We start from the raw sequence: 26,952 nt of genomic DNA, 5'->3' as shown, positions 1-26,952 counted from the left end.
GTGTTTTAAATCTCTCAAAATTAACCGCACTTTTTGTATTGAAAATATAAAATTTGTAGATTTTTTAAACAGCTCTTAGTATCATATTGCAAATTTATCAACAACTTAATCTCTGCAGTATAATGAAGAACTTACCACGCGCTTTTCTTTCTAGTTTATTATTTATTTCACCTTTTGTTTTGGCAGCGCCAGGCTCGCCAAATACTAATGATAGAAAAACAAATTGATGCCCAACAACAAAAGCAACAAGCGGAACAAGATGCCGCCATTTTAGCGCAGTAAACGCAATCCGCGAATGTGCGTTTAGAGGGTGAAAAAGAGGCTTCGCTTAGCTTCCCTCAGAATGAATCACAATGCTTTCCTATCAATCAATTGGTGCTGACCGATTATCAAGCTGAAGCAGAAAATTCATCAGCCTCTTCCCTTAAATTAATCCAACCAAGTCGATTCTCTTGGGCGTTAAAGTCAGTTTATGCTGAGCGTGATTTTGCGCTGCCTGCCTGTATTGGCTCTGAGGGGATTAACGTATTACTTCGCCGTATTCAAAATCGTTTAATTGATTTGGGTTATGTCACCACGCGAGTGGTGGTGGAGCCGCAGGATTTGCGTTCAGGCATGCTCGTGTTAACCCTGATTCCGGGTAAAGTAGGCCGTATTCAATTACAAGACCAAAGTGCGATTCCGTTTGCCACCCGTGGCACCTTATGGTTTGCCATGCCAATGGCGCAGGGGGATATATTAAATATTCGCAATATTGAACAAGGTTTAGAAAACTTAAAACGCGTACCGAGTGCTGATGCGAATATGGAGCTTGTGCCAACTGATGCGGTAGGTGAAACAGACGTGGTGATTGCTTATAAGCAACGCTTACCTTTTCATTTAACCTTAGGGTTAGATGACTCAGGCAGTAAATCTACTGGTCGTTTACAGGGTTCAGCCACGTTTTCTTGGGATAATGTGTTAACACTTAATGATATGTTCTATATCAGTGGCACACGCACCTTTAAGCGTAATAGCGATGATGCAGAAGGGGATTATGGTAGTAAAAATATTAGTCTCTATTATTCTATTCCTTGGAAGAACTATCTCTTAATCCTTTCCGGTTCAAAATATTCTTATCACCAAACGGTAGCGGGCGCGTTTGAGTCTTATACCTATTCAGGTGAAAGCCAACAAATGAAAGCGAACTTAAGTCGCTTATTATCTCGTGGAAGTCTTCACAAAACCTATGTGAATGCCGCGTTATGGACGAAAAAATCCCATAACTATATCAATGACACCGAAATTGAAGTGCAACGTCGTCGAATAGCTGGTTGGGAAGTGGGGCTTAATCACACTCAATACATTGGTGAAACAGTGTTACAACTGTTTGCGAACTATAAACGTGGTACGGGTGGGAATAAATCCTTACCCGCTCCGGAAGAAGCGTTTGGTGAAGGGACTTCCCGCATGCAGATTTTTACTGCAGGCGTTGATTTTACCTATCCTTTCACTATCGGCAATCAACCTTTCCGCTTTAACACCAGCTGGAATGGACAATGGAACGGCACACCTTTAACACAACAAGATAAATTTAGTATTGGTGGTCGTTATACCGTGCGAGGGTTTGATGGCGAGCTATCACTTTCCGGTGAAAAAGGTTGGTTATGGCGAAATGAATTAGGTTGGAATATCGCCAATAAGGGACATGAGCTTTATTTAGGGATTGACCGAGGTAAAGTGCACTCTAGCCAAGAAGAGCTTCAAATTGGTGATAGCTTAATGGGGGGCGTAATTGGACTTCGCGGTAAATTATGGGGCATTAACTATGATTATTTCGTAGGTGTTCCAATTAAAAAGCCGGAAGGATTTAGAACCAGTCATGTGACAACCGGGTTTAATGTGGGCTACCGTTTTTAATGCTTATGCTTTCAGATTAGTGAATGAATTAAAACTAAACAAGATTTTAGATTTAAAGCTTAAAGGAAATTAAAAAATGAATAAACGTCATTATAAAGTGATTTTTAGCCGTATATTAAACCAGCTAGTGGTGGTATCTGAGTTGGCAAAATCTCAAGGTAAAGCACAAAGTGAAAATGTGAGCTCAGAACAAGAAAAAACAGGGTTGTTTTCAACCGCACTCTCTCTCAACCCTATCCATTTTAGCTTAATGCTGGCATTAGGCTTTGTGTTCCTTTCACCTTCAGTTCAAGCTGAAGATATGGCCATTCGAGCCGATAAATCAGCACCAGGTAATCAACAACCGACGGTGCTTCAAACAGCGAATGGTTTACCGCAAGTAAATATTCAAACACCAAGTGCAGGAGGGGTATCACGTAACCAATATTCACAATTTGATGTGGCAGAAAAAGGCGCTGTGTTAAACAATGCTCGTAAAGCGGCACAAACGTAAATGGCGGGCTGGGTGCAAGGTAACCCGAATCTTGCTCGCGGTGAAGCGAAAGTCATTCTTAACGAGGTAAACTCTGCTAACCCAAGCCGTTTAAAAGGTTATGTAGAAGTGGCTGGTAAAAAAGCAGATGTCGTCATTGCTAACCCAAGTGGTATCCAATGTGATGGCTGCGGTGTGATTAATGCTGGACGTACCACGCTAACAACCGGTAAAGCAGAAGTAGAAAATGGCGAGTTGAAAGGCTATCGCGTACAGGGAGGTAAGGTCTCTGTAGGTCAAAAGGGGATGGATACCTCTAAAGCCGATTACACCGATATTATTGCAGATAAGGCTGAAATCAAAGGTGGTGTGTGGGGTAATAAAGTTAAGGTTACCACAGGTAAAAACAAAGTTGACCGTACCAATGATTCAGTGGTTTATGTTGGTGATAAAAATACGAATGAAACGGACCGCACTTTAGAGAGCACAAATGACCAAGCTCAAGTTTACAGTGTAGATGTGGGTCAGTTAGGTGGAATGTATGCAGAGAAAATTCATTTAGTGGACAATGGTTAGGGGCTTGGTGTACGTAATGCGGGGCATATTGGTGCTGCTGCAGGTGATGTGAAGATTGATAGCCAAGGAAAAGTTATCAATACTGGCACTATCAGCTCAACGCAACAAGCCGATATTAACGCCAAAAAATCCATTGAAAATACAGGTAAAATTGAAACTAAGCAAGGTAATGTTTCATTACGCTCTCAAGCTAATGTGGCACAACATGGTTCGATTGTTTCGCGTCAGGGTGGGATCTCAGTTCAAGCTAAGGATAATCTCACTCAAACAGGTGAAACTGTAGTGAAGGGTAATGTTGCTTACCAAGCGAAGAATATTGAGGCTAGTAAAGGTGCATTAATTGCCGCAGGTGTAACTGCTCAAGAAACTACACAAGGTGAGACTCGTTCATTAGATAGTCAAAGTGCCCAAGGTGCTAGTATTACACTCTCAGCTGAAAAGTCTATTTCATCTAAAGCTAAGCATCGAGCGAGTGGTCAAATTAATGCTAAAGCAGATACCCTTGATTTATCTGAAAGTCAATCAACAGCTGATAGTATTGCTTTCCAATCTACTTACTCACCTTTAAATTTGAAGCAAGCAACATTATACAGTGAGGGGGATACCACATTAATCAGTCCAAACGCTATTCTAGCGGAGAATGCTAACCTAAATGCAGGGCATTTTGTGATAGATACTGCACAACTTAATAATAAGAAGAGTAGCTGGATTCAACGTGGTAAAGAAGCCTTTTCATTGAATTTGAAAAAAGGGTTAGATAATACTGAAGGGAAGATTGCTGCTGAAGGTTTGATCTCTATTCAAAGTCCGTTAATTCAAAACAATCAAGGTGTGATTTGGTCAAACCAAGGTGTGAAACTTAATACGAATGCGGGACATATTGAATCTCAATTTGGTTATTTATTTGGGAAAAATAGCCTTGATATTAGTACCTCAACATTAAATAACCAGAAAGGTGAAATGTTAGGTGGACAAGTTTTATTGACTGCGCAGCAAGTTAATAATGAAGATGGAAAACTGATTGCTGGAAATCGTGCGGATTTATCAGTCAATCAATTTAATAATCAACATGGTATTGTTTATAGCCAGGGTCAATTATCGTTAAAAACAGAGAATTTACACAATCAAGATGGCATTATTTCATCGGTTTCTCGTGCGACATTGCTTGCAAATGATTTAAATAACCTTAAAGGGGTGATTCAGGGAGAGTCTGATTTAGCGATTCAAACCCCAAATTTGAATAATACACAAGGTGATATTTCAGCGAAAACAGCATCGATTTCTTCTGCTGCAATAAATAATGCACAAGGTGTAATTTCAGCTCAGGATTTAACATTATATGGTACAGATTTAAATAACAAAGGTGGAATTATTCAAAGTGCAAATTCAACATTAAATTTTACCGCACTTGATAACCAAGCTGAAGATGATAAAGGTTCTTTAGTCAGTGCAACAAATCGTTTGGTGTTGAATGTCACAAATGTAAATAATAAAAATACAAAATCTAAACAAGATACTCCTACCCAAGGTATTCAAACAGCTAATTTAGTAATGAATGCGGATCATATTGAAAACCAATCTGGCGGCATTTATGTAGGAAAATCAGCAAATCTTACAATTAATCAATCTCTTGATAATCAAAAAGGTGAGATTTTATCGGCTGGTCGAGTTGATATTGTAAATCCAAATTTGACCTTAGTTGTAAATAATGCACTAGGAAAAATTGAATCTGTGATTGGCACAACATTACAAGCCAAAACATTAGTGGATGAAGGTTCGATTAGAACAAAAGGTGATTTAGGCATTGAGTTAAATGATAGCTTTACCCTAAATAAAACCTTTGGTGTAGGCAATAATCTTACTTTTAAAACAAAAGGTGATTTTGTTAATAACTCCAACCTTGTGGTAGGTAATTCAGCATCAGTTGAAGGATCTACTATTCAAAATAATGCTAATGCAGAAATTTCTTCAATAAATACACATATTCAAACTAATAAGCTAAATAACTTTGGCTTAATTGATGGCGATACCACAGTGATTAAAGCCAATGATGTAAATAACATTGGTACGGCACGTATTTATGGAGGGCACCTTGCAATTCAAGCAAACAATTTAAATAATCTTGAGAATGCTGATGGAACTGCAGCCACTATTGCTGCTCGTGAGAGACTTGATTTAGGTGTCGGTAATTTAGTAAACCGTAACCATTCACTTATTATGAGTTTAGGTAATATCTATATTGGTGGACAGTTAAATGAAAATAATCAAGCAACTGGTTATGCAAATAGCATTGATAACGGTAGTGCGACCATTGAAGCTTTAGGAAGTGGTTGGATTAAGACACATCATCTTTTAAACCAAGATTTACACTTAAAATTAGGTAAAAAAGTAGAAAAAGAACAGATTAATGAATATTCATTAGGAAGTGATTCACATCGTTATCGAGGTGGTGTTGACGGCTATTATAACCTGAATAATGGTAGTCGTAATCCAAATTCATATTTCCAATTAAACAATGGAACACGTATAGAAGGATTTGGTTGGAAAGAATGGCGCTATACGAGAACAACTACTACTTCAACAATAGAACATCAGGATCCAGCAAAAATATTAATTGGTGGAGAATTACACCTTTCAGGTGAAGATCTGAATAATAAACAAAGTCAAATTTTTGTAGGGCAAAAATTATTACTCGACGATAAGGTCTTTACTCAATCAACAAATGAACGTTTAAGTGGCGCAATTTCTAAATTAGATAATGATGATATACACGGTACGATTGATATCACTGATGAAGGTCAATTTGTTCAAGAATATAAAGTGAGACGTAAACGCGGTAGAAAGGGGCATCATCACTATCATAATTATAGTGATTTTACTGATGTTCATCCAACCCAAGATTTTAGTTTTGGTTTGAAATTATTGACAATTGCTGAACCAGTCGAAAAAACAGGGGTAAGTGTTGATGGCAAATCTGATTTCCAAGGTGTTTCTGTAGCTGAAAAAACACCTTTAAACACGGATTTGAATGCGCATCGTGTGAATCTAGATTCGATAACTTCTGGTGTGGTTAAAAACAAAGATGATCTTGGTATTAAAACTCATTTACCTAATATTAATTTACCGCAAGCAAGCCTTTATAAAATCAATCCTGCAGCATCTAGACAGTTTTTAGTTGAAACAGATCCGCGTTTTACACAGAGATCAAAATGGCTTAGCAGTGACTATATGTTTAAACAGATTCATAACGACCCGAAAAATATTCTGAAACGTTTAGGGGATGGTTTCTATGAACAACGTTTAGTTAATGAACAAATTAATCAACTTACTGGCAGACGTTTCCTTCAGGGGTATTCGTCAGATTATGAACAGTATAAAGCCTTGATGGATAATGGTGCGCAATATGCAACGAAACTTAATTTAATTCCTGGTGTAGCATTGACGGCTGAGCAGATGAAACAGCTCACTTCAGACATGGTATGGATGGTGAAACGTGAAGTTACGTTAAAAGATGGTACGAAAACAGAAGTACTTGCACCACAGGTTTATGTTGTCGGTCGTAATGCAGATATTGATAGCAGAGGAGCTGTGATTTCAGCAAATGACGTTATTATTGATACGCAAGGTGACGTAAAAAATAGTGGTGTGATTTCTGGACGTAATTTAACACATTTGAGTGCAAATAATATTGAAAACACTGGAGGTACACTTCAGGGACGAGATTTATATATGCTCGCAAAAAATCGCATTAATAATTTAGGTGGTGCATTAAATGCGACGGATAATCTTGTTGGTATTGCAAAAACTATTAATATTGAAAGCTCACTTTCTGAAACGGCAGATAATGATCGTTTTAAACATAAATCGATCAATAGAGTGGCTTCTATTAATGTAGGAGATAAAAATAATCAAGGTCAAGTATCACTTCACGCTAAAGAGGATATGACTTTTAAAGGAGCGAAAGTTGATGTAAAAGGTCAAGCAAATTTCCACGCAAATAACAAGCTTTCTCTTGGTACAGTAGAAACTGAAAATAAGCAGCACTATATTAAAAACAGCAATAATTACTATAAACTTGAACAGCGTAATGAAGTTGGTTCGGAGTTTAATATTGAAGGCGATGCTCGTTTTGTGGGTAAAAATTCTGTTGAAATGAGCGGAGTTTCTTCGGTAAGTAATGGCACAATGAGCGTGCTTTCAGAGGGAGATATTAATATTCGTGAAAGTCGCCAACAAGAAAGTTTGTCGGAGGCGACGAAATGGACTAAACGTGGTGTATTCCAATCAAAAGGAGAAACTCGTCGCCATAATCACAATTATGATATTGCTCAAGGCTCAACCTTAGATGCAGATAAAATTTATATTCATTCGAATAATGGTAATGTCGATATTCAGGGGGCAAATGCTGTAGCTGAAAATGGATTGGTTATTAAAGCAAATAATATTGATATTCGCGAAGCTGAGAACCGAGTTTATTCTGATGATTATTATAGTAAGAAAAAATCAGGCATGTTGGGAGGTGGTATTGGAGTAACCTTTGGTTCTCAAAAACAAACCACGGAAAGTGATCAGACTAAGCTTTATGCACAAGGTAGCCAAGTGGGCAGCTTAAACGGCAATACGACGATGATTGCAGAAAACACTTATACTCAAACCGCTAGTAAGGTGAGTGCAATCAAAGACGGCGATGTGAATATTCTGGCGAAAAAAGTCGATATTAAAGCTGCAGATGATAAATATGAAACCAATACCAAACAAAAATTTGAGCAAAAAGGTTTAACTATTGCTATTACCTCTCCTGTTATTTCTGCTGTTCAAGCAGTACAAGGCGCAGTGCAATCAACTAGACAAGTAGGTGCAAGTAAGCATGGTCGTGTGAATGCTATGGCAGCAGCTAATGCTGGTTTTGATGCTTATCGGGCAGCTCAATCTGTCGGACAAGCTGCAAATGATGTCGGAAAATTTATGAGTGACACAGGAAATGTAGATTCTGTGATTGGTGTACAAATAACTTATGGCCAACAAAAAAATGAATCTCGCACGCATACTGAAGGAAAAACAGCCTATAAATCCCAAGTTAATGCTGGCGGCAAAGTGAATATTATGGCGACAGGCGCAGGAAAGGATTCCAACATTAATATTGAAGGTTCGGATATTTCTGGTAAACAAGGCACTAGATTGATTGCAGATAATCAAGTAAATATCAAAGCCACAGAACAAAACCATCAAGAGCGTAGCACCAACAAGTCAAGTGGTTTTAATGCTGGTGTTGCTGTTAAAGTCAGCAATGGCGTAGCGGCAGGTATTACTGTAGGCGGTAATTACGGAAAAGGTTACGGTAATGGTGATGAAACCTCTTATGTTGCTAGTCATGTGGGAGATAGCCAAAGTAAAACAGTGATTCAAGCCGGTGGTGATGCCAATATTATTGGTAGCCAAGTAAAAGGCAAACGAGTAGAACTTAATGCTGAAAACTTGAATATCGAGAGTTTGCAAGATAAATCTAGCTACCATGGTAAACAAATGAATGTAAGTGGTAGTGTGACAGTAGGCTATGGTTTTGCCGCAGGTGGTAGTTTCAATAAATCTAAAATCAATGCTGATCATGCGAGTGTGAATGAACAGGCAGGAATTTATGCCGGAGATGAAGGTTATGATATTAATGTTAATAAGCATACCGATCTTAAAGGTGCATTGATTACCTCTACACAAAAGGCAGAAGAGGATGGCAAAAACCATTTTAGCACTGGCAGCCTTACTCATTCAGATATTGAGAATCACTCAAACCATAGTGGCAGCAGTTTTGGTGTGAGTGGTAGTGTATCGGCTAATTTTGAAACACCATTTGGTAAAGATGGTCAAGCACAAAGTGGCGTTCAGGCTAAAAATGCGGAAGGCCAGCCTTTGTATAGAGATGCGAACGGTAAAGAAACTACAGTAAAAACGGATAATCCAATTTTAGCAGCTGGATGGGATTCTGTAGAAATAACACATAGCGTTGGATTTGGTTATGACAAGGATAGCCAATCGAGCACAACAAAAAGTGGTATTAATACAAAGAATATTGAAATTCGTAATACCAGTACACAAGAGTCTCTCACCGGGAAAACGGTTAATGAAACTATTTCTGCTATAAAAACAGATATCACGCTTGATAGTGCTCAAAGTCAAAGTGGTAAATTAGAGAACCGTTTTAATAAAGATGAGGTTCAAAGAGAAATTGATTTACAAAGAAATGTGACTCAAGAATTTGACCGAACCCGCCAAGATATTAAGAAAGAACTGTATAATATCGCAGATAAGAAACGAGCTGAAGCCGTTGAAATCCGTAGAAATACTCGCGGAGAAGACGGTAAAACAGGCTATAACACTGATGAATCTCTGGCATTAGATAATAGTGCAAATAAACTTGAGAAAGTTGCTTTTTATGTAGATTTGGCACTTGGAGGTTTACAAGGTTGGGGCAATGCTGATGCAACAAAATACGTCGGAACAGCTGTTGCTTCAGACCCTGTTGTCAGAGCCGCTACCGCACCTGAACAAATTTGGTTAACAACTTGTAAACAAGATTCACTGTATTGCTCTAATTTCAATAAGGATGGGTCAAAACGTCCGACAGAAAAAGGTAAGGCAGAAATAGGAAATAAACGTCAAATTTTTGATATTACCGAATTGAAGCCAAGTGATTCAAATAATGTTATTACCATTTCTAATAACGGTATTATGAATCCTTTAAATGACGCATTAAAAAATGCGATAAAACAGAACAAATGGGAAACTAATAAAGAAGGTGTTGCAGTGGTTTATAACCGACCTACAAGTAACCTGATTTCGGAATTGCTTTATGCTGCCTACGATAAAACCAATGATTTATTGGGGGGGAAGATTGCCGTTAACGACAGCAGAAAAAGCGAATGTGAAACTTTACCAATATGCTAAAGACAACAAGTATCAAATTGATCTTAGTAATCACAGCCGAGGCGGTCTAACAGCAAGTGTGGCGTTACAATATGCCAATAGAAACGGTTTAACCAATATTCCGATTCGAGAATCGCGTTTTTATGGTACGGCAACACATGTGCAGGATTACGCCAATCAACTTGCACATGTTAACGGAAGCTATCGCTATTTAGATAAAAATAACCAAGAGAAAACAAGTAACGGCACAGTAAAATCTGCAGTGCATTACACCGACTTTGTGGGAAGAACACCATTAATTGGTTTGCGTAGTAAATATATTGTAGGCGGTAATGAACCGACAGGAGGGGTAGAAAATACTTGGTTTACTTATTCACATAGTAGTTATTTTGCGGAAGTGCCTAATAAAGATCTTATCAATGAAAAAGGAGACTATATTGATGAAAAAGGTTATAAAGTTGAAGAAAAAAATAAAGTAGCCAACGAATATCGCAAGGAGTTTAATGATAAATGGCAACCCACAAAAAATAATTTAAATCCATCATTACCTAAAATAGTAACACCGGAGTAATTAATTATGAAAAAAATCATATTAACTATTATATATATTCTTACTTTATCCGGTTGCGGCTTAGAGCAAGATTCTTATCTTGTCAGATGGTGGAATGGTAACATTCCAACTAAATTATCTGATAAAAAAGAAAAAATATGGGATATTTGTTTTGAAGAAACAAAATATTTACCGGAAAACACTAAAGAAGAAAAGGAAAAAGCGGACATGGAATTAAATAACTGCTTACACGAAAAGGGATTTTGGGATTAGATAGCAAAGTTGAGTAGGAGGAAAAAAACACTTATGTTTTTGTTTGCGAATAGCGGGCAAAACATAAACGTTAAGCGTCGTCAAAGTGCGGTAAGATTTTGCAGTGTTTTATCAAACGTGTAAAAATTGAGCCGCACTTTTTATTATCCCCAATGATAGCGCCAGCGTCCACGCTGGTGCTGTTTAATAAAAACATTGCGAATTTTACCCGTAAACGTTGGGAGATCCAATGTTCAAAATCCTTTGGATTTTGTGACCGCACTTTTAGTTGATAGGCACAAGCGAGGACGCTTGCGCCATCGTGGGGACGAATGTGCAGGATTACGCCAATCAACTTGCACATGTTAACGGAAGCTATCGCTATTTAGATAAAAATAACCAAGAGAAAACAAGTAACGGCACAGTAAAATCCGCAGTGCATTACACCGACTTTGTGGGAAGAACACCATTAATTGGTTTGCGTAGTAAATATATTGTAGGAGGTAATGAACCGATAGGCGGAGTGGAAAATACTTGGTTTACTTATTCTCACAGTAGTTATTTTGCGGAAGTTCCTAATCCACACTTAATAAATGAACAAGGTTAGTATATCAATGATAAGGGAATAGTCGTTATCTGAAGATAATAAAGTTACCAATAAATATAGTGCAGAATTTAATAAGAAATGGGTTCCTATAAACGAAAATGATAATCCATCACTACCCCAAATAGTTAAGCCTAAATAGGAGGATAAATGCATAAAATATTTTATGTTATTTTTATTTTACCTTTAATATTTTATTTATCTGGCTGTGGAGTGTTATTTGATGACCCCATTGAAAGATTTTGGAATAACGGAGTAATGCCATCTCAAAATGAAATGGAGGCATATAGTCTATGTATACGTAAATCTGAAGAAATGTATCCTCAATCAATAGATCCTGATGGCTCGAAAAGAGTTCCATATACAAGAGCTTGCATGGAACAAGAAGGATACTGGTAGTATAGATGATATTTCAAGAAATATGCTAACAAAATTAAATTCCCCAATGATAGCGCCAGCGTCCACGCTGGTGCTGTTTAATAAAAACATTGCGAATTTTACCCATAAATGTTGGGAGAACCAATGTTCAAAATTCTTTGGATTTTGTGACCGCACTTTTAGTTAATAGGCACAAGCGAAGACGCTTGCGCCATCGTGGGGGAAGAGTTTAAGGAAAAGTGGCAACCAACAAAAAATAATCCAAATCCGTCTTTACCAATTGAAGTTAAGCCTCAAGCAATAAAATAATGAGTAAGAAAATGAAAAAAATATTAATACCTTTATTTATATTACTGACTTCTTGTATTTCAGATGTCAATGATCCCATGGTTAGGTTTTGGAATGATGGTATTCGTCCTTCCGAATCTAAGATGAGTGCAATTAAAAAATGTCTTGATAAGGCTTATGAAATATATCCTAACGAAAAAGAAGGATACTATGATCGTATGGAATATGTAGATAGCTGTATGAAAGAAAAAAGGTATTAATAATGATTTCTTTTATGAAAAAACTTACACTCTCTATTATATATATTCTTACTTTATCCGGTTGCGGCTTAGAGCAAGATTCTTATCTTGTCAGATGGTGGAATGGTAACATTCCAACTAAATTATCTGATGAAGAAAAAAATACGGGATATTTGTTATGAAGAAACAAAATATTTACCGGAAAATACTGAAGAGGAAAGAGAAAAATCGAACCTGGAATTAATCAAATGCTTAAGAAAAAAGGAAAAGGAATTTGGGGTTAGATAGTAAAGTCGAGTGGGAGGAAAAAAACACTTATGTTTTTGTTTGCGAATAGCGTGCAAAACATAAACATTAAGCGTCGTCAAAGTGCGGTAAGATTTTGCAGTGTTTTATCAAACGCGTAAAAATTGAACCGCACTTTTTATTATCCCCTATGATGACGCTCGCCAGCGCGGTGCTTGCCTTACAGGGTTATCAGGCAATTAGTGACCTTAGCACCGGCACGATAGCTCGAGTTGAGGTTGGCACCGGTATTAAACATGCTCACGCAGACTATCACGGAAGATGTAACAAGAGCGGATGGCTATTTAAGTCAATTGCAAACGGGTAAAGAAAGAACCACTTCAGATGGTTCAATTCGGATTGAGAATCATACTAGTGACCCAGTAGGTAGTATGCCGATTTTATTGGGAGGAAACCCTGCAACAACATCTGAAAATAATCTGAATAAAAGCTGGTTACAGCGAACAGTAGATATGTTTAGTGATGAACGTTTATCCGTACATAATTGCCATGGCTTAGGGCAACGACAATGCGTTATTGATGGATATCGAACGAAGAGAGATCTTAAAATGGGTAATGAAAGAACTATTTTTGAATTAAATAAAGAGAAGGAGAAATAAAATGAAAATAAGATTTTTATTCTTAATACCCTCAATCTTATTGCTTACAAGCTGTAGTGGATGGTTTCAACCACTTCCACCACATGATCATTGGCAGCTACATAATGAGACAGCATTATTTCCGAACTCAGATCCTGATGTTTTAACTAAATATCTTGCTAGAAGAAAAAAAGATATGAAGGATTGCGGTATGGATTTTGTCATTGGTGAAAGTGATAATCCGGAGGTCAATCTTTGTTTAGAGAAAAAAGGTTGGTATCTAGAAGGTGGGCCGATCTGTGAAGAAAAAACAATGTGGGATAGTCCAATATGTATCCAATGGCGAAGAAAACACAGCAGACCTGATGTTAAACCTTGGCAGTAATTAACAAAGGTGCTTAAAAGTGCGGTCAATATTCAGTGAATTTTAAAATCTCTTGAATATTGACCGCACTTTTCTAAAGGCAAGATCTGCTGCCACAGGCACAATTATGACTTAGCTGAAGACTCAAGCATTTACACACCAAACAAACCTTTGAGCAAAAAGGGGTAACCCTTGCCGTTACTTCTCCGATACTGTCTGCTTTACAAGACGTGCAAGGGACGATGAAATCCGTTGAGCGCGTCGGTCAAAGCAAAAATGACCGAGTCAACGCCATGGCGGCGACGAACTCGGCGATGGATGCCTATCGAGCCAGACAAGAGGCGATGAAAAATAGAAATATGGATTCCGTCGTGGGACTACAAATAACTTACGGCCAACAAAAGAGCGAATCACGTATGCATACTGAAGGAAAAACCGCGGCCAAATCTCAAGTGAATGCCGGAGACAAAGTAAATATTGTTGCTACAGGGGCAGGCAAAGCATCCAACATCACCATTAACGGTTCGGATGTGTCCGGTAAACAAGGAACCTTCTTGGGGCAGAGAACGACATCAACATCACGGCAGCCGAACAAACGCACAAAGAGCGCAACACCAATAAATCGAGTGGTTTTAATGCAGGAGTTGCTATTAAAGTTGGCAGTGGTGTAGCTGCTGGGCTACTTTCAGCGGTAATTACGGAAAAGGTTACGGTAATGGTGATGAAACTACTTATATCGCTAGCCATGTAGGTGATAGTCAAAGTAAAACCGTGATTAATGCAGGTGGTGATGTCACTCTTGCGGGCAGTCAAGTTAAAGGTAAAGGTAAAGGTGTCGAATTAGATGCGGAAAACCTGAATATCGAAAGTTTGCAAGATAAATCTCGCTACCATGGTAAACAAATGAATGCAAGTGGTAGTGTGACAGTAGGCTATGGTTTTGCCGCAGGTGGTGGTTTCAATAAATCAAAAATCAATGCTGATCATGCAAGCGTGAATGAACAAGCTGGAATTTATGCTGGAGATGAAGGTTATGATATTAATGTTAATAAGCATACCGATCTTAAAGGTGCATTGATTACTTCTACACAAAAGGCAGAAGCAGATGGTAAAAACCATTTTAGCACTGGCAGCATTACTCATTCAGATATTGAAAATCACTCAAATTATAGTGGCAGCAGTTTTGGTGTAAGTGGCAGTGTGTCAGCTAACTTTAAAACACCATTTGGTGAAAATAGTGTAGCTCAAAGTACAAAACAAGCCACGGATAAAGATGGTAATCTGCTTTATACCGATAAAAATGGCAATACAACCGTTAATTCTAAAGGAGTGGATGGACAAGAGAACACTAAGAAATTGGCTGAAGGCAAGGAGTCTCTCCAATTCTCTTATGGCATGGGCTATGGTAAAGATTCCGATAGCCAATCTAGCACAACAAAAAGTGGTATTAATACACAAAATATCATTATTAAAGATGAAGCTGAGCAATTAAAACGTACAGGCAAAACGGTACAAGAAGAAATTGCTGCGATAAAAACAGATATCACTACAGAGAGTGCACCAAGTCAAAGTGGCAAATTAGAGAATCGTTTTAATAAAGATGATGTTCAAAAAGAGCTTGATTTCCAACGTGAGGTGACAGAGAAATTTGGACCAAATGTCGCGGAAGCAGGAAGTTTGCTTGCTAATAAATTTGGCGAAGAAGCGAAAGCGAAACGTAATGAAGCCGCAATTGCGTTAGAAGAAGCAGAAAAAGCCAAGGCATAAAACAACAACGAAATTAACCAAGCTTTAGTCAAACAAGCACGAGATAATTTTGAGACAGCGAGTCGCGAAGCCAAAGAATGGGAAACAGGTGGAAATCAACGTCTTGTCATTGATTCAGCATTAAATGTTATCAGCACCGCTTTAGCCGGCAGACCGGCAGCAGAAGTGGTGGCTTCAGGATTATCACCTGCGGTGAATAATCAAATTAAGAAAGCGACAACAGATGCAAAAGGCAATGTGAATACCGCGCTCAATTTGACTGCTCATGCACTTTGGGGCGCGGTAGAGGCTTATGCGGGCAACCGTAATGTTGCTGCTGGTGCGGCAGGGGCAGCAGGCGGAGAGGTGGCTGCTCATTTCCTTGCCTCGACACTTTACAATAAATCACCTGAAAAGCTCAGCGAAGAAGAAAAACGTACGGTATCTTCTTTAAGCCAGGTAGCAGCAGGTATTGCTGGTGGTACTTTATCAGATAGCTCTGATGGGGCAATTATTGCAGCTAAAACAGCGAAAGATGCGGTGGAGAATAATGCGCTTACTCAAGGCGATATTCATAGTGCTTATCAACGTTTGTTGAATGGTGAAGATATTGAAGTTGTTCTCCGTGATTTAGAACATTTAAGCCAAAAGCAACGAGATAAGTTACTTGCAGATTGTGATGCAGCATGCCGACAAGTAGTGCCAAGTTTATTAATGGCTGCAAATGATTTTTCAGAAGAGCAGGCTATTGCGATAGGTAGTATCTTATCGAAAATCCCGGCAGATCAGCGTTCACGTGTTGATATGCTTGTTCAATCAGAAAATAGTAAAACGCTTGAGGCTATAGAAAACAGTAAGAGTGATGTGGAAAAACATATTGCTTTGGCTGTTAAGGTGATGAGATTTTTCCAAGCAGAGAATGCTGTTTCGGGAGGGAAACCAAATAAACCTAAGGCAACAAGCGTACATAGTGAGAATAAAGATTATTCGAAAGACGTAGCAAATCTAGGAGTGAAAAATGCTAAGTTTAATAGTGAGTTAAACAATAAAGTAACTCAAAATGAACGTTATGTTGTAGCACCAAAGTTGATAATAGATAATAAAAAATATAATTATTTATTTGGAAACGTTAAGAGTGCTCCTCATAACACACCTAGAGCATTACAAAATCAACAACAATTAGCTTCAATAGGGATTTATAATGATAAAAATGGAAGAGAAATAATAAATAAATCGTTAAATGAGGCCTTATCAATTAGAAATAGTGTAATAAATACATATTCTAAAAATGCAGATGGGAAATATCAAAGGTTTGAAGCTATAGAAGGTATAATTGCAGGACCTTTCGGGATTAGAAAAGTTGAAAGTCATTTTGAGATAATGAATGATGGTTCTAGACGTCTTACTACTATAATATTCAAAGGAGGAAATTAAAATGAATAATACTAAATTAGTGATTCCAAGTTGTAATGATTTTATGTCTATCTATGGGTTCGATTGTGAAATGGATGATGTTATCCAGATTCTCAAGTTTGAGCATGGTGATGAGAAAGTTAATTTGAGTTTTGATATTACTGTAAACTCTGTAAGACTTCGGTTTTACAGAAATGATATTCTTGTATTTGATCTTTATAGAGAGGATCTATTAGAACTTTATTTAGATGAAAATGGAGATTCTCTGTCATTTAAGTTATCTGATAACTTGATTATAACAATAAATTTTTATCCAGAAATTAGTATTTTTATTAGATAGTAAGTATTTTTCAAATGACAATTTGAATTTGAAAGATATAAAGTGCGGTCAATATTCAGTGAATTTTAAAATCTCTTGAATATTGACCGTACTTTTCTAAAGGCAAGATCTGCCGCCAGATAGCACACATCTCCTTACACGTGCTTATATCTAACTAAAAATAGACAAACTGAATGAAGTTGTTAATAAAAATAGTGAAAATCTGAATCAAACGAAATTGATGTTTTTGGCACGCGTTAGGAAACGCGCGCCATCGTTGGGAGTCTGGGTTTGGTAGTACGTCTATCCCTATTATTTATGAGAGAGGAAAAGGCGTGGTTAATTATAATCCAATTCGACCATTTGCAGGAGCTTCTATATCGGCACCAACTACAATTATAAATAGTAATAACAGTAAAAAAGAGGATAAATGATGGCTTATCATGTTTCTTTAGTTAATACGGATAAAAAAGATATTTCTTCTAAACTAATCATGAATAAAGAAAAGTTTAGAGAGTTTTTATTTAGAAAATTCAATATGAAGGAAGAGTTAAATGAAAATGGAGTTTTGGAATTCTATTATGATAAAAATGATCCTTCTTTTACTATTTTTTATACTGAAGGTATTGAAGGTGAATATTACATTAATACCACGGATGATAAGCATATAGAAAAGCTAATTTCTATTGCTGAAAAGTTAAATGATGGTACTAGAGTTAGAGGAGATGAAGGGGAGACATATAACTCTTTAGAGGATACATATATCCATTCTGATGATGAATATTTATTTAAAAATACAACAAAGGAAAAAGGTTTTTATTTTCTTAGAAATCCTTCTATAAAAATAGGTATTGTTATAGGGATTATTGTTTGTCTTATACAAATTTTATTTTTTAAATAGTAGCTCTTATAACTAGTTTGATTTAAATCTGCGCTACCTTATTTGGGTTGGAGTTTATATAATGAGAACATGCTATTTTTAAGCTCAGATCCTAAAGCCGCATATAAATATCTTAGTAAGAAGAAAAAAAGATATGGAAGATTGTGGTATGGATTTTGTCATTGGTGAAAGTGATGATCTGAAAGTAAATCTTTGCTTCGAAAAAAAGAATGGTGCTTAGAGGGCGGACCTGTCTGTGGAAATACAATAATGTGGGATAAACCTCTTTGTGTTCAATGGCGAAAAAAACACTGCAAACCGTATGCTAAGCCTTGGGTATAAGTTACAAGAGCATTGAAATATCTTCCCAAAATATATTGCTTTGGGGCGATAGATTTATATGCCTTTCAACATTTGAAAAGCATATAATTTAAAATCTTTAGATACAAAGTGCAGTCAATTTTCAAAGAGTTTTAAAACCTCTCAAAAATTGACCGCGCTTTTGTATTTTCAAATATGCTTATATTAAGAAAACCTTATAATTTCACATCCAACTTCGCGTAAGCACGCTCTACTTTTTCCAATGCTTTTTCTACGGAAATATCACGAGCGAGTAAGACACCTAAACAGCGAAAGATTCAGTGGAGAATAACAGCATGGCTGATGACGTTCATCCTAGTGATGAGCGTAAGCAAAACATTGAAATGTATGCCAAGGTTTTATTCAATGGAGATGAAGATAAAGCTAAAGAATATCAAGAAGGCCTAGAGATTGCAGAAGCTCAAGGGCAACTTGATAGTGTTAAGGAAACAGCAGATGCGGTTGTCAATTTAGATGATACTGTTGTGTCTTTATGGGAAGCAATCTCAAATCCAGAGAAAACCTATAATAATGTTGTGGTCTCGTTGAAAGATTGGGATGAGGCTTATGCGCGTGCCCTTCAAGAAAATCCAAAACTCGCGGGTAAAATGCAAGGTTACCGCCAAGGCAAAATGAAAGGTGTTTCAACTGGAGGAGTGGTTCTCAGTGGTGCGGGATTGGCGTTAGTTAAGCCAATGGGTGCACTGAAAAACGGTGTGGTTGATTTTACTAAAAATCAAGTAAATAGAGTGGTTAATCACACTGTTTTGAATCGAGTAATTAATGAAGTTGATAATATCGCTGTATCAACTGATAAAGGATTTATCAATGCCACTAAAGTTTGTGGAGCAAGTTGTGAAATAAAAGCGACTAGTAAAGCTGAGCAAGCTTTAATCGATGATATTGTCAAAAATGGTGATATTAAAGGCGGAAAAACAGAGTCGTTAATTCATGATTTAGCAAAACGATCAGGTTATGAACCATTACAAGGCGGAAAATATGGCTCAAATAATGGCTTTGATCATGTGTTAGTAGGCAAAGATGGTTCAGTAGTCATTATTGATAGTAAACAAATAAAAACTAATGGGGCAATTCAGGTGAGTTCTAAAGGAGCTAAAGGTACCAATCAATTGTCTAGTAAATGGATAAATGCAGTTCTGCGTGAATTATCTGAAAATGATCCGACTAAGTTAGCAATAAAAAATGCGGAAAAAAATGGTAAATCAATTAAAACAATTATAGCTGGTGTGGATAAATCAAATGGTAAGGTTGTGTTATTACCAGTTAGAATTCCTAATAAGAATTAGTCGTAAGAGGTGTAAATATGGAAAAATATAAAGTGTTTTTAGGTAGTGAGATTGCTAAAACCTATTATGAAGCTAAGAATTTTACTCTAGCTAGAGTTGAGGAATATGTTAAATTCAATTATAAAGAATTGTTTTCAACGTTAGCTCCTATAGATAATTTTACAGGTAATGTTTTTTCTTTAATTGATTATTTAAATGATTTTCATCGTGCATTAGCCTCTAAGCATTTATTAGAAAATGATATTTCAGGATTTAAAGAAAATGCTTCTATTGCAGGTTTCTTAGGTATTCTGTCTGAATATGATTTTCAATGGGCATATAATGGATTTAATACTAACTTCTTTTTCATGATCTTACTTTCAGATAATCAAAAGTTGATTGATTATCTGATTAAACATCGTGATGAAATTGTGGATATTTCAGTCCCCTATAAACGAACTGATACCAGACCTTTTTTTAATGCGAACACTTTATTGGCATTAAGTGGCGATTGGCAATTATTAAAAGAACGCGCACTTACGTTCTTAAATGATGAGAAAAAAAACCGTAGTGATTTAAAGCGCATTCCTGATCATGAATTTTATGTGGCACTAGCAGATAAAAATATAAAAGGAATGCAAGAGGCTTTAGATAAATTACTTGAACTTAAGCTTGCTAAACGAGCAGCAAAAGACACACTTTTACATTTTGATTTTTACTTGCAACCGCAAGTTTTAATGTATGCCAAAATCGCAGCAATCCACGGTTTTGATTTGGGTATTGATAGCCCTATAGCGCCCAAAGAATTGATTGATATAAATCCATTAGAAGAATATAAAACTCCTTATGAGTTTATGAAATCATTTGATTTTGATGCCCCTCATCAAGTTTGGGTAAATTATGTCAAACAAAGAATGGAAGAAGCAGAGCAAAAGAAAGTTGAAAATAAAAAAGGATTTTGGGCTTCGCTGTTTGGTAGATAGGTCGGTAATGATAATAAAAGTGCGGTCAATTTTCAAAGAGTTTTAAAACTTCTCAAAAATTGACTGCACTTTTTAATAGATATGCATCTTGCAGACTCAGTGATTGATAGTGAAACAAGTGTAGATGATAATTACCCTAAGACAAAATATTCAGGATAGGAGCATAGACGATTATCTCTTGCAGCTAAAGAATTAAATTGGAGTCAAAAACAATTTAATGATTATATAAATGCAAGACCTAATAAATTTAGGTTAGAAAATATGTCTGAAAATCGAAGTCATAGAAATGAGATGCCTGGTAAAGATGATATTGAACGAATTGTTCGTGATATGAAAAACTTTGAAAGAGGAAAATAAATGAATAATAAGTTAGAGATGGGCATAAAAATTTTAGATGCAATGGATTCTGGTGATTTAACTTTATTGGAAGAGCTTTTTCAAAATAAGGAAAGGAATATCATGGAAGTAACTCCTGTAGAGTGTTGGAATTGGTTGCATAAAGCCTTATTAGGATTTGACTCAAATAAACCATCCTCTGATGTTATTAATTATCTAATTAATAAGGGTATAGATATTAATGCTCAGGATATATATGGAATGACTCCTTTGCATTATGCATTACGGAGTAAAAATGCTGAGGCGGCGATAGCGTTGCTCAAAGCAGGAGCAAATCCTAATTTACCGAATCAAGATAGTTTAATCCCTTTATCTATGATTGGATATATCCCAGAGAGATTGGATGTTTTAGAGCTTATGTTTCAAAAAGGGGCAAATGTGCATTACTTAGTAAATGAGGATGAAACTATTCTTGAAAGTTATAAACCTACAGAGAATGAGCCTCAATTAAAACCAATTTATGAATTAATGAAAAAGTATTCGTAGAATTTAATGTTTGAAAGTGCGGTCAATTTTCAAAGAGTTTTAAAACCACTCAAAAATTGACCGCACTTTTGTATTTTCAATGATATTTATGTTAAGCAAATCTTATAATTTCACATCCAACTTCGCATAAGCTCGTTCTACTTTTTCCAATGCTTTTTCCACAGAAATATCACGAGCGAGTAACACACCTAAACGGCGATGACCGTTTACTTCGCCTTTGCTGAAAAGTGAATATTACTATTAAACCTAAACCCTGCATTGGTGTATAGTAAAGATTCCGATAGTCAATCTAGCACAACAAAGAATGGGAAACCGACAGAATGCCCGATTATTCATAGTGACCAAGGTATATTGTATAGCACGGCGGAATGGGAGAAAATGTTGGAGGGTAAAGCGGTTCAAAGTATGAGTCGCCGAGGAAATTACTACGATAATGCGGTGATTGAAAGCTTTTTTGCAATATTAAAATCAGAGTGTTTTTACTCACGGACTTATCATTCAATCACTGAATTACAGGCTGAAATTGAAGAATATTTAGTGTATTACAACCAAAAACGAATTAAACTTGCTTTCAAAGGATTGAGCCCGGTGCAATATCGAGCTCAATATTTAAGTTAACTAACCTGTCCAACTTTTGAGGGGCAGATCACTTATTTTTAGTTGCCCTAACTAGCCCGTATTTCGCATACCTGCTGCAATACCTGTGATGGTAATCATCAAGGCTTTTTCGACATCATGGCTTCGGTTTTCAGGCGATTCACGGAAACGACGGAGCAATTCCACTTGAAGGAGATTGAGCGGATCCGTATAAACATTACGTAACGCAATAGAGTCTGCGATCCACGGCAAATCCGCCATTAATTCATCTTTGTGAGAAAGCGAAAGCACGGTTTTAATATCTGCATTGAGTTGATTACGCAGATTTTCACCTAAGTACCAAAGTTCTTTTTTCACCAAGTTATGATCATACTGTTCTGAAAGCCAAGTATCGGTTTTACTGAACACCATTTCTAACATACCTACACGAGTAGAGAAGAATGGCCACGCTTTACACATTTCTTCAATAATATGACCTTTGCCTTCATCTACAATTTTTTGAATTGCTGCACCCGCACCAAGCCATGCTGGCAACATTAAACGGTTTTGCATCCAAGCAAAAATCCATGGAATGGCACGTAAGCTTTCTACGCCACCATTTGGATTACGTTTTGCAGGGCGAGATCCAAGTGGCAGTTTAGACAGTTCTTGTTCTGGTGTAGCACTGCGGAAATAAGGCACGAAGTCTTTATCGCCACGAACAACACTCCGGTAAATATCGCATGAGGTATCTGAAAGCTCATCCATGACGGTGCGCCATTCTGCCTTAGGTTCAGGCGGTGGAAGTAGGTTTGCTTCTAAAATTGCACTCGCGTAAAGATCAAAGGTTTCAACGGCAACTTCAGGTAAACCAAGTTTAAAGCGTATCATTTCCCCTTGTTCAGTCACACGTAAACCATTTTTGAGTGAACGTGGAGGCTGAGAAAGTAATGCTGCATGTGCAGGTGCACCACCACGACCTATCGTACCTCCACGACCATGGAATAAAGTGAGTTCAATACCCAGTTCTTCGGTTAAATTGACTAATGCTTCTTGTGCACGATATTGTGCCCATGAAGCTGCCATCATTCCCGCATCTTTGGCTGAGTCAGAATAACCAATCATCACCATTTGATGATTGTTAATCACGCCACGATACCAACCAATATTAAACAATTGACGCATGACACCTTCAGAGGCATCTAAGTCATCTAAGGTTTCAAAAAGTGGTACGACAGGAATGTGATAAGGCACGCCCGCTTCTTTTAATAATAAATGCACAGCAAGCACATCAGAGGCACTTCTTGCCATGGAAATAATATAGCAAGCAATTACGCCTTGTTTTTGTTGTGCAATGACTTTGCAAGTCTCTAAAATTTCTTGGGTTTCTGCAGACGGTTCCCAATGGGGTGGAATTAATGGACGGCGAGAATTTAATTCACGTACCAAGAAAGATTGTTTTTCTGCTTCGCTCCATTGTGCATAATCACCAATACCAAGATAACGTGTGATTTCAGCAATCGCATCGGTATGACGCGTGCTTTCTTGACGGATATCCATTTGTGAAAGAGTGACACCAAAACAGCGAATGCGATGCAAAATATCTAATAATGAACCATTGGCAATAATCCGCATGCCACACGCCATTAATGATTGATAGCAGTCATAGAGCGGTTCCCAAAGTTGATTATCTTCCATGATGATATCCGCTTGGCTTACGCGTGGTGGACGATTTGTCATGCTATCTTCAAAGTAATCAAGGGTGGCGATAAGTTTTGCACGAAGTTCTTTGACCACAAAACGATAAGGCTCTAAATGCTCACCATATTTTGCGGTAAATTCTGGCGTGCATTTCACCATAGATAATTCATCGGCAAGGGATTTGATGTCATTTAAGAATAAATCCGCTGCTTTCCAACGAGCAAGATAGAGGACTTGTTGAGTAATTTTTGAAGTAACAAATGGGTTACCATCACGGTCACCGCCCATCCAAGAAGAAATTCTGACAGGACGTAAGCCTATCGGTAAATCGTAGCCTAAGAATTCACGAGCGTGTTCATTTAGTTGACGTAAGAATTCTGGTACTCCTTGCCATAGGCTGTTCTCAATCATGGCGTAGCCCCATTTGGCTTCATCGAATGGGGTAGGGCGAACAGTACGGATTTCATTGGTATGCCAAGCTTCAGCAATCAAACGAAGCAATAAGCGTTCAATAATGCTGCGTTCTTTAGGTGTTAAGTCATCATGCTCTAATTTACTTAAGCATTTATTGATTTCAACGTGTTTATGCACTAAAGAACGACGCGTAGTTTCGGTTGGGTGAGCCGTTAATACTAGCTCAATGAGCAAGTTTTCAACGGTTTTGTAAACTTCTTCTTTTGAAACATTTAATGCTTTTAAGCGTTGAAATAAAGCACTTAGTGAGCGATTAGAAGATTGTAAATCTTTATGTTGGCGAGAGACGGTTTGGTATTGTTCAGCAATATTTGTTAAGTTAAGAAAATGGCTGAATGCACGCGCTACAGGAATAATATTTTCATTTGAAATGGTGGAAAGAGTATCCAACAATGTTTTACGTGCTTGGCTATCGCCCGCTCGAGATTGTTTGGATAATTGGCGAACATTTTCAATTAAGGTAAGAATGTCTTCGCCTTGCGCATCATTAATGGTTTCTCCAAGAAAACGCCCTAACATATTAATATTATGGCGGAGAGTGCGATACTCATCAGTCATATGAACTCCGATAAAGAAAAAATAAAACCAGGAGAGATATAATCAAAAATATGTATTGGGATCAAATGCTATACGTCGAAAACTTGTATTAGATCAAAAAAGCTGAAAATAAGTAAAAAAATACCGCACTTTTTTAGATGAAATTTAAAGTGCGGTCAAAAAGTTTAATGTTTATTTAAGGTTGCGAACTGATTTTCGAATGACGAGTTCAGGATGGATCGCAATTCGGTGTTTTTCGTGATTCTCATTATCTTTATTTGCAATACGCTCAAATAAAAGATTAACCGCTTGTGCACCTAGACGAGATTTCGATTGGTGAATTGTGGTGAGTGGCGGTGCATAGAAACGTGATGAGTGAATATTATCATAGCCAATAATCGAGATATCATCAGGTACGCGCAAACCTTTTTCCGTAATCGCAGAGATTGCCCCTAATGCCATCACGTCATTACAACAGAATACGGCAGTAGGCAGGTTGTCTTGTACGAGAATTTTATTCATACACTCGTAACCATCTTCTGGCTCGAAGAAACCTTCCATAATCCAATTTTCATGAATTGGAAGATTGGCTTCATTCATGGCTTTCACAAAACCTTCATAACGCGTTCTTGCAGTAGTTTTATCCAATTCCCCCGCAATAAGACCAATGGCTTTATGACCACAATCAATTAAGTGCTTAGTCGCAATATAACCGCCGGTAAAGCTATTATCTTCAATGATATCGGTATCAGCATTAGGACCCCAATCCATTACCACCATAGGTAAGGAAGAGAAACCTGAAAGCACATCAAGTGAATGTTGCGTATATTCAGAACACATCACCAATAAACCATCAACACGTTTTTTGGCGAGCATTTCGACGTGATTTTTAATTTTTTCAGGATCATTTTGTGTATTACACAAAAAAAGTGAATAACCTTGACGATAACAATGATCTTCAACGGCATGAATGATTTCAGCAAAATAAGGGGATTCACTGGTGGTCACAATCATCCCAATGGATTTTGTCGTGTTGACTTTCAAACTCCGAGCAACAGCACTTGGTGAGTATTTCAAGCTTTTAATGGCTTGCATCACCGCCTCTTCGGTTTCTTTTGCTACAAAACGGGTTTTATTAATTACGTGTGAAACAGTGGTGGTGGAAACGCCAGCCATTTTTGCGACATCTTTAATTGTTGCCATAATTTTGCCTCTGGAGAATTTTTCCCATTATAAAGACTGTCACCAAATAGGTTAAGTAAATTATAAAAAATTTTTGAAAAAACGCGCTTTATTGTTAGAATGGGGTATCTTTAACTAAACAAGTGGGAAATTTAAATGAGTGATTTTGGTTATGCAATGTTAGCTGTAGTGCTTTCTTTAAGTGTTGTGGTTGGTTTAGCAGTTGCAATTTTCTAATCGAAAGAAAAACATATTTAGGATTAACCGCGCTTTAAGCAATTAAAGTGCGGTTATTTTTTTGGTTGTTTTTTGTCTCTGAGCTAAAAGCAATGCCAACAGACTATTTCTTTAGTATAATTTGCAACTATTTTCGTTTGTTGCAATCAAAATAACGCAAAAACTAAATTGAGATAATTATGAATAAATATTTGATTTCACTAGATAAAGATGTTCAGCGTCGTGAGTTGTTTTTTGCTCAACCAGATACCGCTGATTTTGCTGTATTTTCAGCGATTAATACTATGCAAAAAGAATGGGAAGAATTGGCTGAAGTGTTCAATCCAACGAAGTTTGAACAGCATTATGGACGCAACGTCACAAAAGGCGAAATTGGTTGTACATTAAGCCATTTAGCGGTTTATCGCCAGATCGTAGAAGATCAAAATGTGACGGAAAATGACTATGCGTTAGTCTGTGAAGATGATGCGTTATTTAATGCTAATTTATCGCCAAAAACGATCGCACTTTTAACCGAAAAATGCGATGCGGATATTGTATTAATCGGGCAATCAAAAATTGCGGAATTTGATGATGTGGAATTGGAAATTAATTATCCGACAACCTTCTCATTTTTACGTCAAACAGTTGGTGATGTCACCGTAGCTTATCCATATAAAAGTTATTTTGCAGGCACGGTAGCATACTTAATTAAAAAATCAGCGGCACGTGCATTTTTAAACCAACTCGAACAAGAAAAACCGTTTTGGCTTGCTGATGATTTCTTATTATTTGAAACCCAATTCCAGATTAATAACAATGTAGTTCGTCCACTTGTGGCGATTGAAAATCCACAATTAGTGAGTAATTTGGAAGCGATTCGTGGTTCAAAATCCAATAATTTAGTGAAGAAATTAATTAAATATCCGCTCAAAAAAATCTTAGCGGTGAAAAAGAATTTAGGAAAATAACG

At 37.1% G+C, this 26,952-nt stretch carries 16 protein-coding genes and 6 pseudogenes; 18 read left to right on the top strand and 4 right to left on the bottom strand.

From position 1 onward, the window contains the following. The first annotated feature begins 122 nt into the window (after positions 1–122). The 12 genes and pseudogenes from DX522_RS01005 to DX522_RS00945 all read left to right on the top strand — a co-directional run bounded on the left by DX522_RS01005 (position 123) and on the right by DX522_RS00945 (position 17,803). Positions 123–1,899 (top strand): annotated as a pseudogene (locus DX522_RS01005) (ShlB/FhaC/HecB family hemolysin secretion/activation protein). Between the two features lie 76 nt (positions 1,900–1,975). After that, positions 1,976–9,886 (top strand): annotated as a pseudogene (locus DX522_RS01000) (hemagglutinin repeat-containing protein). Continuing rightward, on the top strand, positions 9,834–10,436 hold the full coding sequence (locus tag DX522_RS00995; protein WP_262054130.1) for a hypothetical protein: 603 nt from the start codon (positions 9,834–9,836) through the stop codon (positions 10,434–10,436). The pseudogene DX522_RS01000 and the gene DX522_RS00995 overlap by 53 nt, the downstream one beginning before the upstream one ends. 6 nt (positions 10,437–10,442) lie before the next feature. After that, complete coding sequence (locus tag DX522_RS00990) at positions 10,443–10,688, top strand: hypothetical protein (protein WP_115179507.1); 246 nt, start codon at positions 10,443–10,445, stop codon at positions 10,686–10,688. A 268-nt stretch (positions 10,689–10,956) separates the two neighbouring features. Further along, positions 10,957–11,274, top strand: a complete 318-nt coding sequence (locus tag DX522_RS00985) for a hypothetical protein (protein ID WP_129110915.1) — start codon at positions 10,957–10,959, stop codon at positions 11,272–11,274. Between the two features lie 147 nt (positions 11,275–11,421). Beyond that, complete coding sequence (locus DX522_RS00980) at positions 11,422–11,670, top strand: hypothetical protein (protein ID WP_115179505.1); 249 nt, start codon at positions 11,422–11,424, stop codon at positions 11,668–11,670. A 287-nt stretch (positions 11,671–11,957) separates the two neighbouring features. Next, complete coding sequence (locus DX522_RS00975) at positions 11,958–12,197, top strand: ErpY protein (protein ID WP_115179504.1); 240 nt, start codon at positions 11,958–11,960, stop codon at positions 12,195–12,197. Positions 12,198–12,718: 521 nt separating this feature from the next. Next, on the top strand, positions 12,719–13,081 hold the full coding sequence (locus DX522_RS11590) for a hypothetical protein (RefSeq protein WP_262054129.1): 363 nt from the start codon (positions 12,719–12,721) through the stop codon (positions 13,079–13,081). 1 nt (position 13,082) lies between these two features. Then, positions 13,083–13,445, top strand: a complete 363-nt coding sequence (locus DX522_RS00965) for a hypothetical protein (protein WP_115179503.1) — start codon at positions 13,083–13,085, stop codon at positions 13,443–13,445. Positions 13,446–13,579: 134 nt separating this feature from the next. Next, a pseudogene (locus DX522_RS12030) lies at positions 13,580–15,770 on the top strand (hemagglutinin repeat-containing protein); the annotation flags it as partial. An 835-nt stretch (positions 15,771–16,605) separates the two neighbouring features. Further along, positions 16,606–16,923, top strand: coding sequence for a hypothetical protein (locus tag DX522_RS00950; RefSeq protein ID WP_115179501.1), 318 nt, complete (start codon positions 16,606–16,608; stop codon positions 16,921–16,923). 409 nt (positions 16,924–17,332) lie between these two features. Then, positions 17,333–17,803: a hypothetical protein gene (locus tag DX522_RS00945; protein ID WP_115179500.1), complete on the top strand. Its 471-nt coding sequence runs from the start codon at positions 17,333–17,335 to the stop codon at positions 17,801–17,803. Between the two features lie 515 nt (positions 17,804–18,318). Here the strand turns inward: DX522_RS00945 and DX522_RS12025 are convergent. Beyond that, a pseudogene (locus tag DX522_RS12025) lies at positions 18,319–18,414 on the bottom strand (phosphoribosylglycinamide formyltransferase); the annotation flags it as partial. A gap of 24 nt (positions 18,415–18,438) precedes the next feature. Here DX522_RS12025 and DX522_RS00930 point away from each other — a divergent pair. The 4 genes and pseudogenes from DX522_RS00930 (at position 18,439) to DX522_RS00915 (ending at position 21,293) form a co-directional block, all read left to right on the top strand. Further along, on the top strand, positions 18,439–19,449 hold the full coding sequence (locus DX522_RS00930) for a hypothetical protein (RefSeq protein ID WP_115179499.1): 1,011 nt from the start codon (positions 18,439–18,441) through the stop codon (positions 19,447–19,449). Positions 19,450–19,466: 17 nt separating this feature from the next. Then, positions 19,467–20,411, top strand: a complete 945-nt coding sequence (locus DX522_RS00925; protein ID WP_115179498.1) for an immunity 49 family protein — start codon at positions 19,467–19,469, stop codon at positions 20,409–20,411. A gap of 159 nt (positions 20,412–20,570) precedes the next feature. Beyond that, positions 20,571–20,768, top strand: a pseudogene (locus DX522_RS11575) (GH-E family nuclease); the annotation flags it as partial. Then, positions 20,769–21,293, top strand: a complete 525-nt coding sequence (locus DX522_RS00915; protein WP_115179497.1) for an ankyrin repeat domain-containing protein — start codon at positions 20,769–20,771, stop codon at positions 21,291–21,293. 102 nt (positions 21,294–21,395) lie between these two features. Here DX522_RS00915 and purT read toward each other — a convergent pair. Next, positions 21,396–21,521, bottom strand: a pseudogene (purT, locus tag DX522_RS00910) (phosphoribosylglycinamide formyltransferase 2); the annotation flags it as partial. A gap of 33 nt (positions 21,522–21,554) precedes the next feature. Between purT and DX522_RS00905 the strand changes: the two are divergent. Beyond that, on the top strand, positions 21,555–21,911 hold the full coding sequence (locus DX522_RS00905) for an IS3 family transposase (protein ID WP_151197593.1): 357 nt from the start codon (positions 21,555–21,557) through the stop codon (positions 21,909–21,911). 51 nt (positions 21,912–21,962) lie between these two features. On the opposite strand, the gene ppc is transcribed toward DX522_RS00905, so the two are convergent. Continuing rightward, positions 21,963–24,602, bottom strand: a complete 2,640-nt coding sequence (gene ppc, locus DX522_RS00900) for a phosphoenolpyruvate carboxylase (protein ID WP_115179495.1) — start codon at positions 24,600–24,602, stop codon at positions 21,963–21,965. Positions 24,603–24,773: 171 nt separating this feature from the next. Beyond that, positions 24,774–25,784: an HTH-type transcriptional repressor PurR gene (purR, locus tag DX522_RS00895; RefSeq protein WP_115179494.1), complete on the bottom strand. Its 1,011-nt coding sequence runs from the start codon at positions 25,782–25,784 to the stop codon at positions 24,774–24,776. A 395-nt stretch (positions 25,785–26,179) separates the two neighbouring features. Between purR and DX522_RS00890 the strand changes: the two genes are divergently transcribed. After that, positions 26,180–26,950, top strand: a complete 771-nt coding sequence (locus tag DX522_RS00890; RefSeq protein WP_115179493.1) for a glycosyltransferase family 25 protein — start codon at positions 26,180–26,182, stop codon at positions 26,948–26,950. Positions 26,951–26,952: the final 2 nt, after the last annotated feature.

Origin of the sequence: Haemophilus parainfluenzae, assembly GCF_900450995.1 — a bacterium.
In the GTDB taxonomy this organism is placed as follows: domain Bacteria; phylum Pseudomonadota; class Gammaproteobacteria; order Enterobacterales; family Pasteurellaceae; genus Haemophilus_D; species Haemophilus_D parainfluenzae_O.
This window is presented reverse-complemented; position numbering and strand designations above follow the sequence as displayed.

Bases quoted from the DNA above. Each gene is read 5' to 3' on its own strand.
- ppc (WP_115179495.1), bottom strand. From the start codon at position 24,602: ATGACTGATGAGTATCGCACTCTCCGCCATAATATTAATATGTTAGGG.
- DX522_RS00990 (WP_115179507.1), top strand. From the start codon at position 10,443: ATGAAAAAAATCATATTAACTATTATATATATTCTTACTTTATCCGGT.
- purR (WP_115179494.1), bottom strand. From the start codon at position 25,784: ATGGCAACAATTAAAGATGTCGCAAAAATGGCTGGCGTTTCCACCACC.
- DX522_RS00945 (WP_115179500.1), top strand. From the start codon at position 17,333: ATGATGGCTTATCATGTTTCTTTAGTTAATACGGATAAAAAAGATATT.
- DX522_RS00890 (WP_115179493.1), top strand. From the start codon at position 26,180: ATGAATAAATATTTGATTTCACTAGATAAAGATGTTCAGCGTCGTGAG.
- DX522_RS00950 (WP_115179501.1), top strand. From the start codon at position 16,606: ATGAATAATACTAAATTAGTGATTCCAAGTTGTAATGATTTTATGTCT.
- DX522_RS00925 (WP_115179498.1), top strand. From the start codon at position 19,467: ATGGAAAAATATAAAGTGTTTTTAGGTAGTGAGATTGCTAAAACCTAT.
- DX522_RS00975 (WP_115179504.1), top strand. From the start codon at position 11,958: ATGAGTAAGAAAATGAAAAAAATATTAATACCTTTATTTATATTACTG.
- DX522_RS11590 (WP_262054129.1), top strand. From the start codon at position 12,719: ATGCTCACGCAGACTATCACGGAAGATGTAACAAGAGCGGATGGCTAT.
- DX522_RS00980 (WP_115179505.1), top strand. From the start codon at position 11,422: ATGCATAAAATATTTTATGTTATTTTTATTTTACCTTTAATATTTTAT.
- DX522_RS00965 (WP_115179503.1), top strand. From the start codon at position 13,083: ATGAAAATAAGATTTTTATTCTTAATACCCTCAATCTTATTGCTTACA.
- DX522_RS00915 (WP_115179497.1), top strand. From the start codon at position 20,769: ATGAATAATAAGTTAGAGATGGGCATAAAAATTTTAGATGCAATGGAT.
- DX522_RS00930 (WP_115179499.1), top strand. From the start codon at position 18,439: ATGGCTGATGACGTTCATCCTAGTGATGAGCGTAAGCAAAACATTGAA.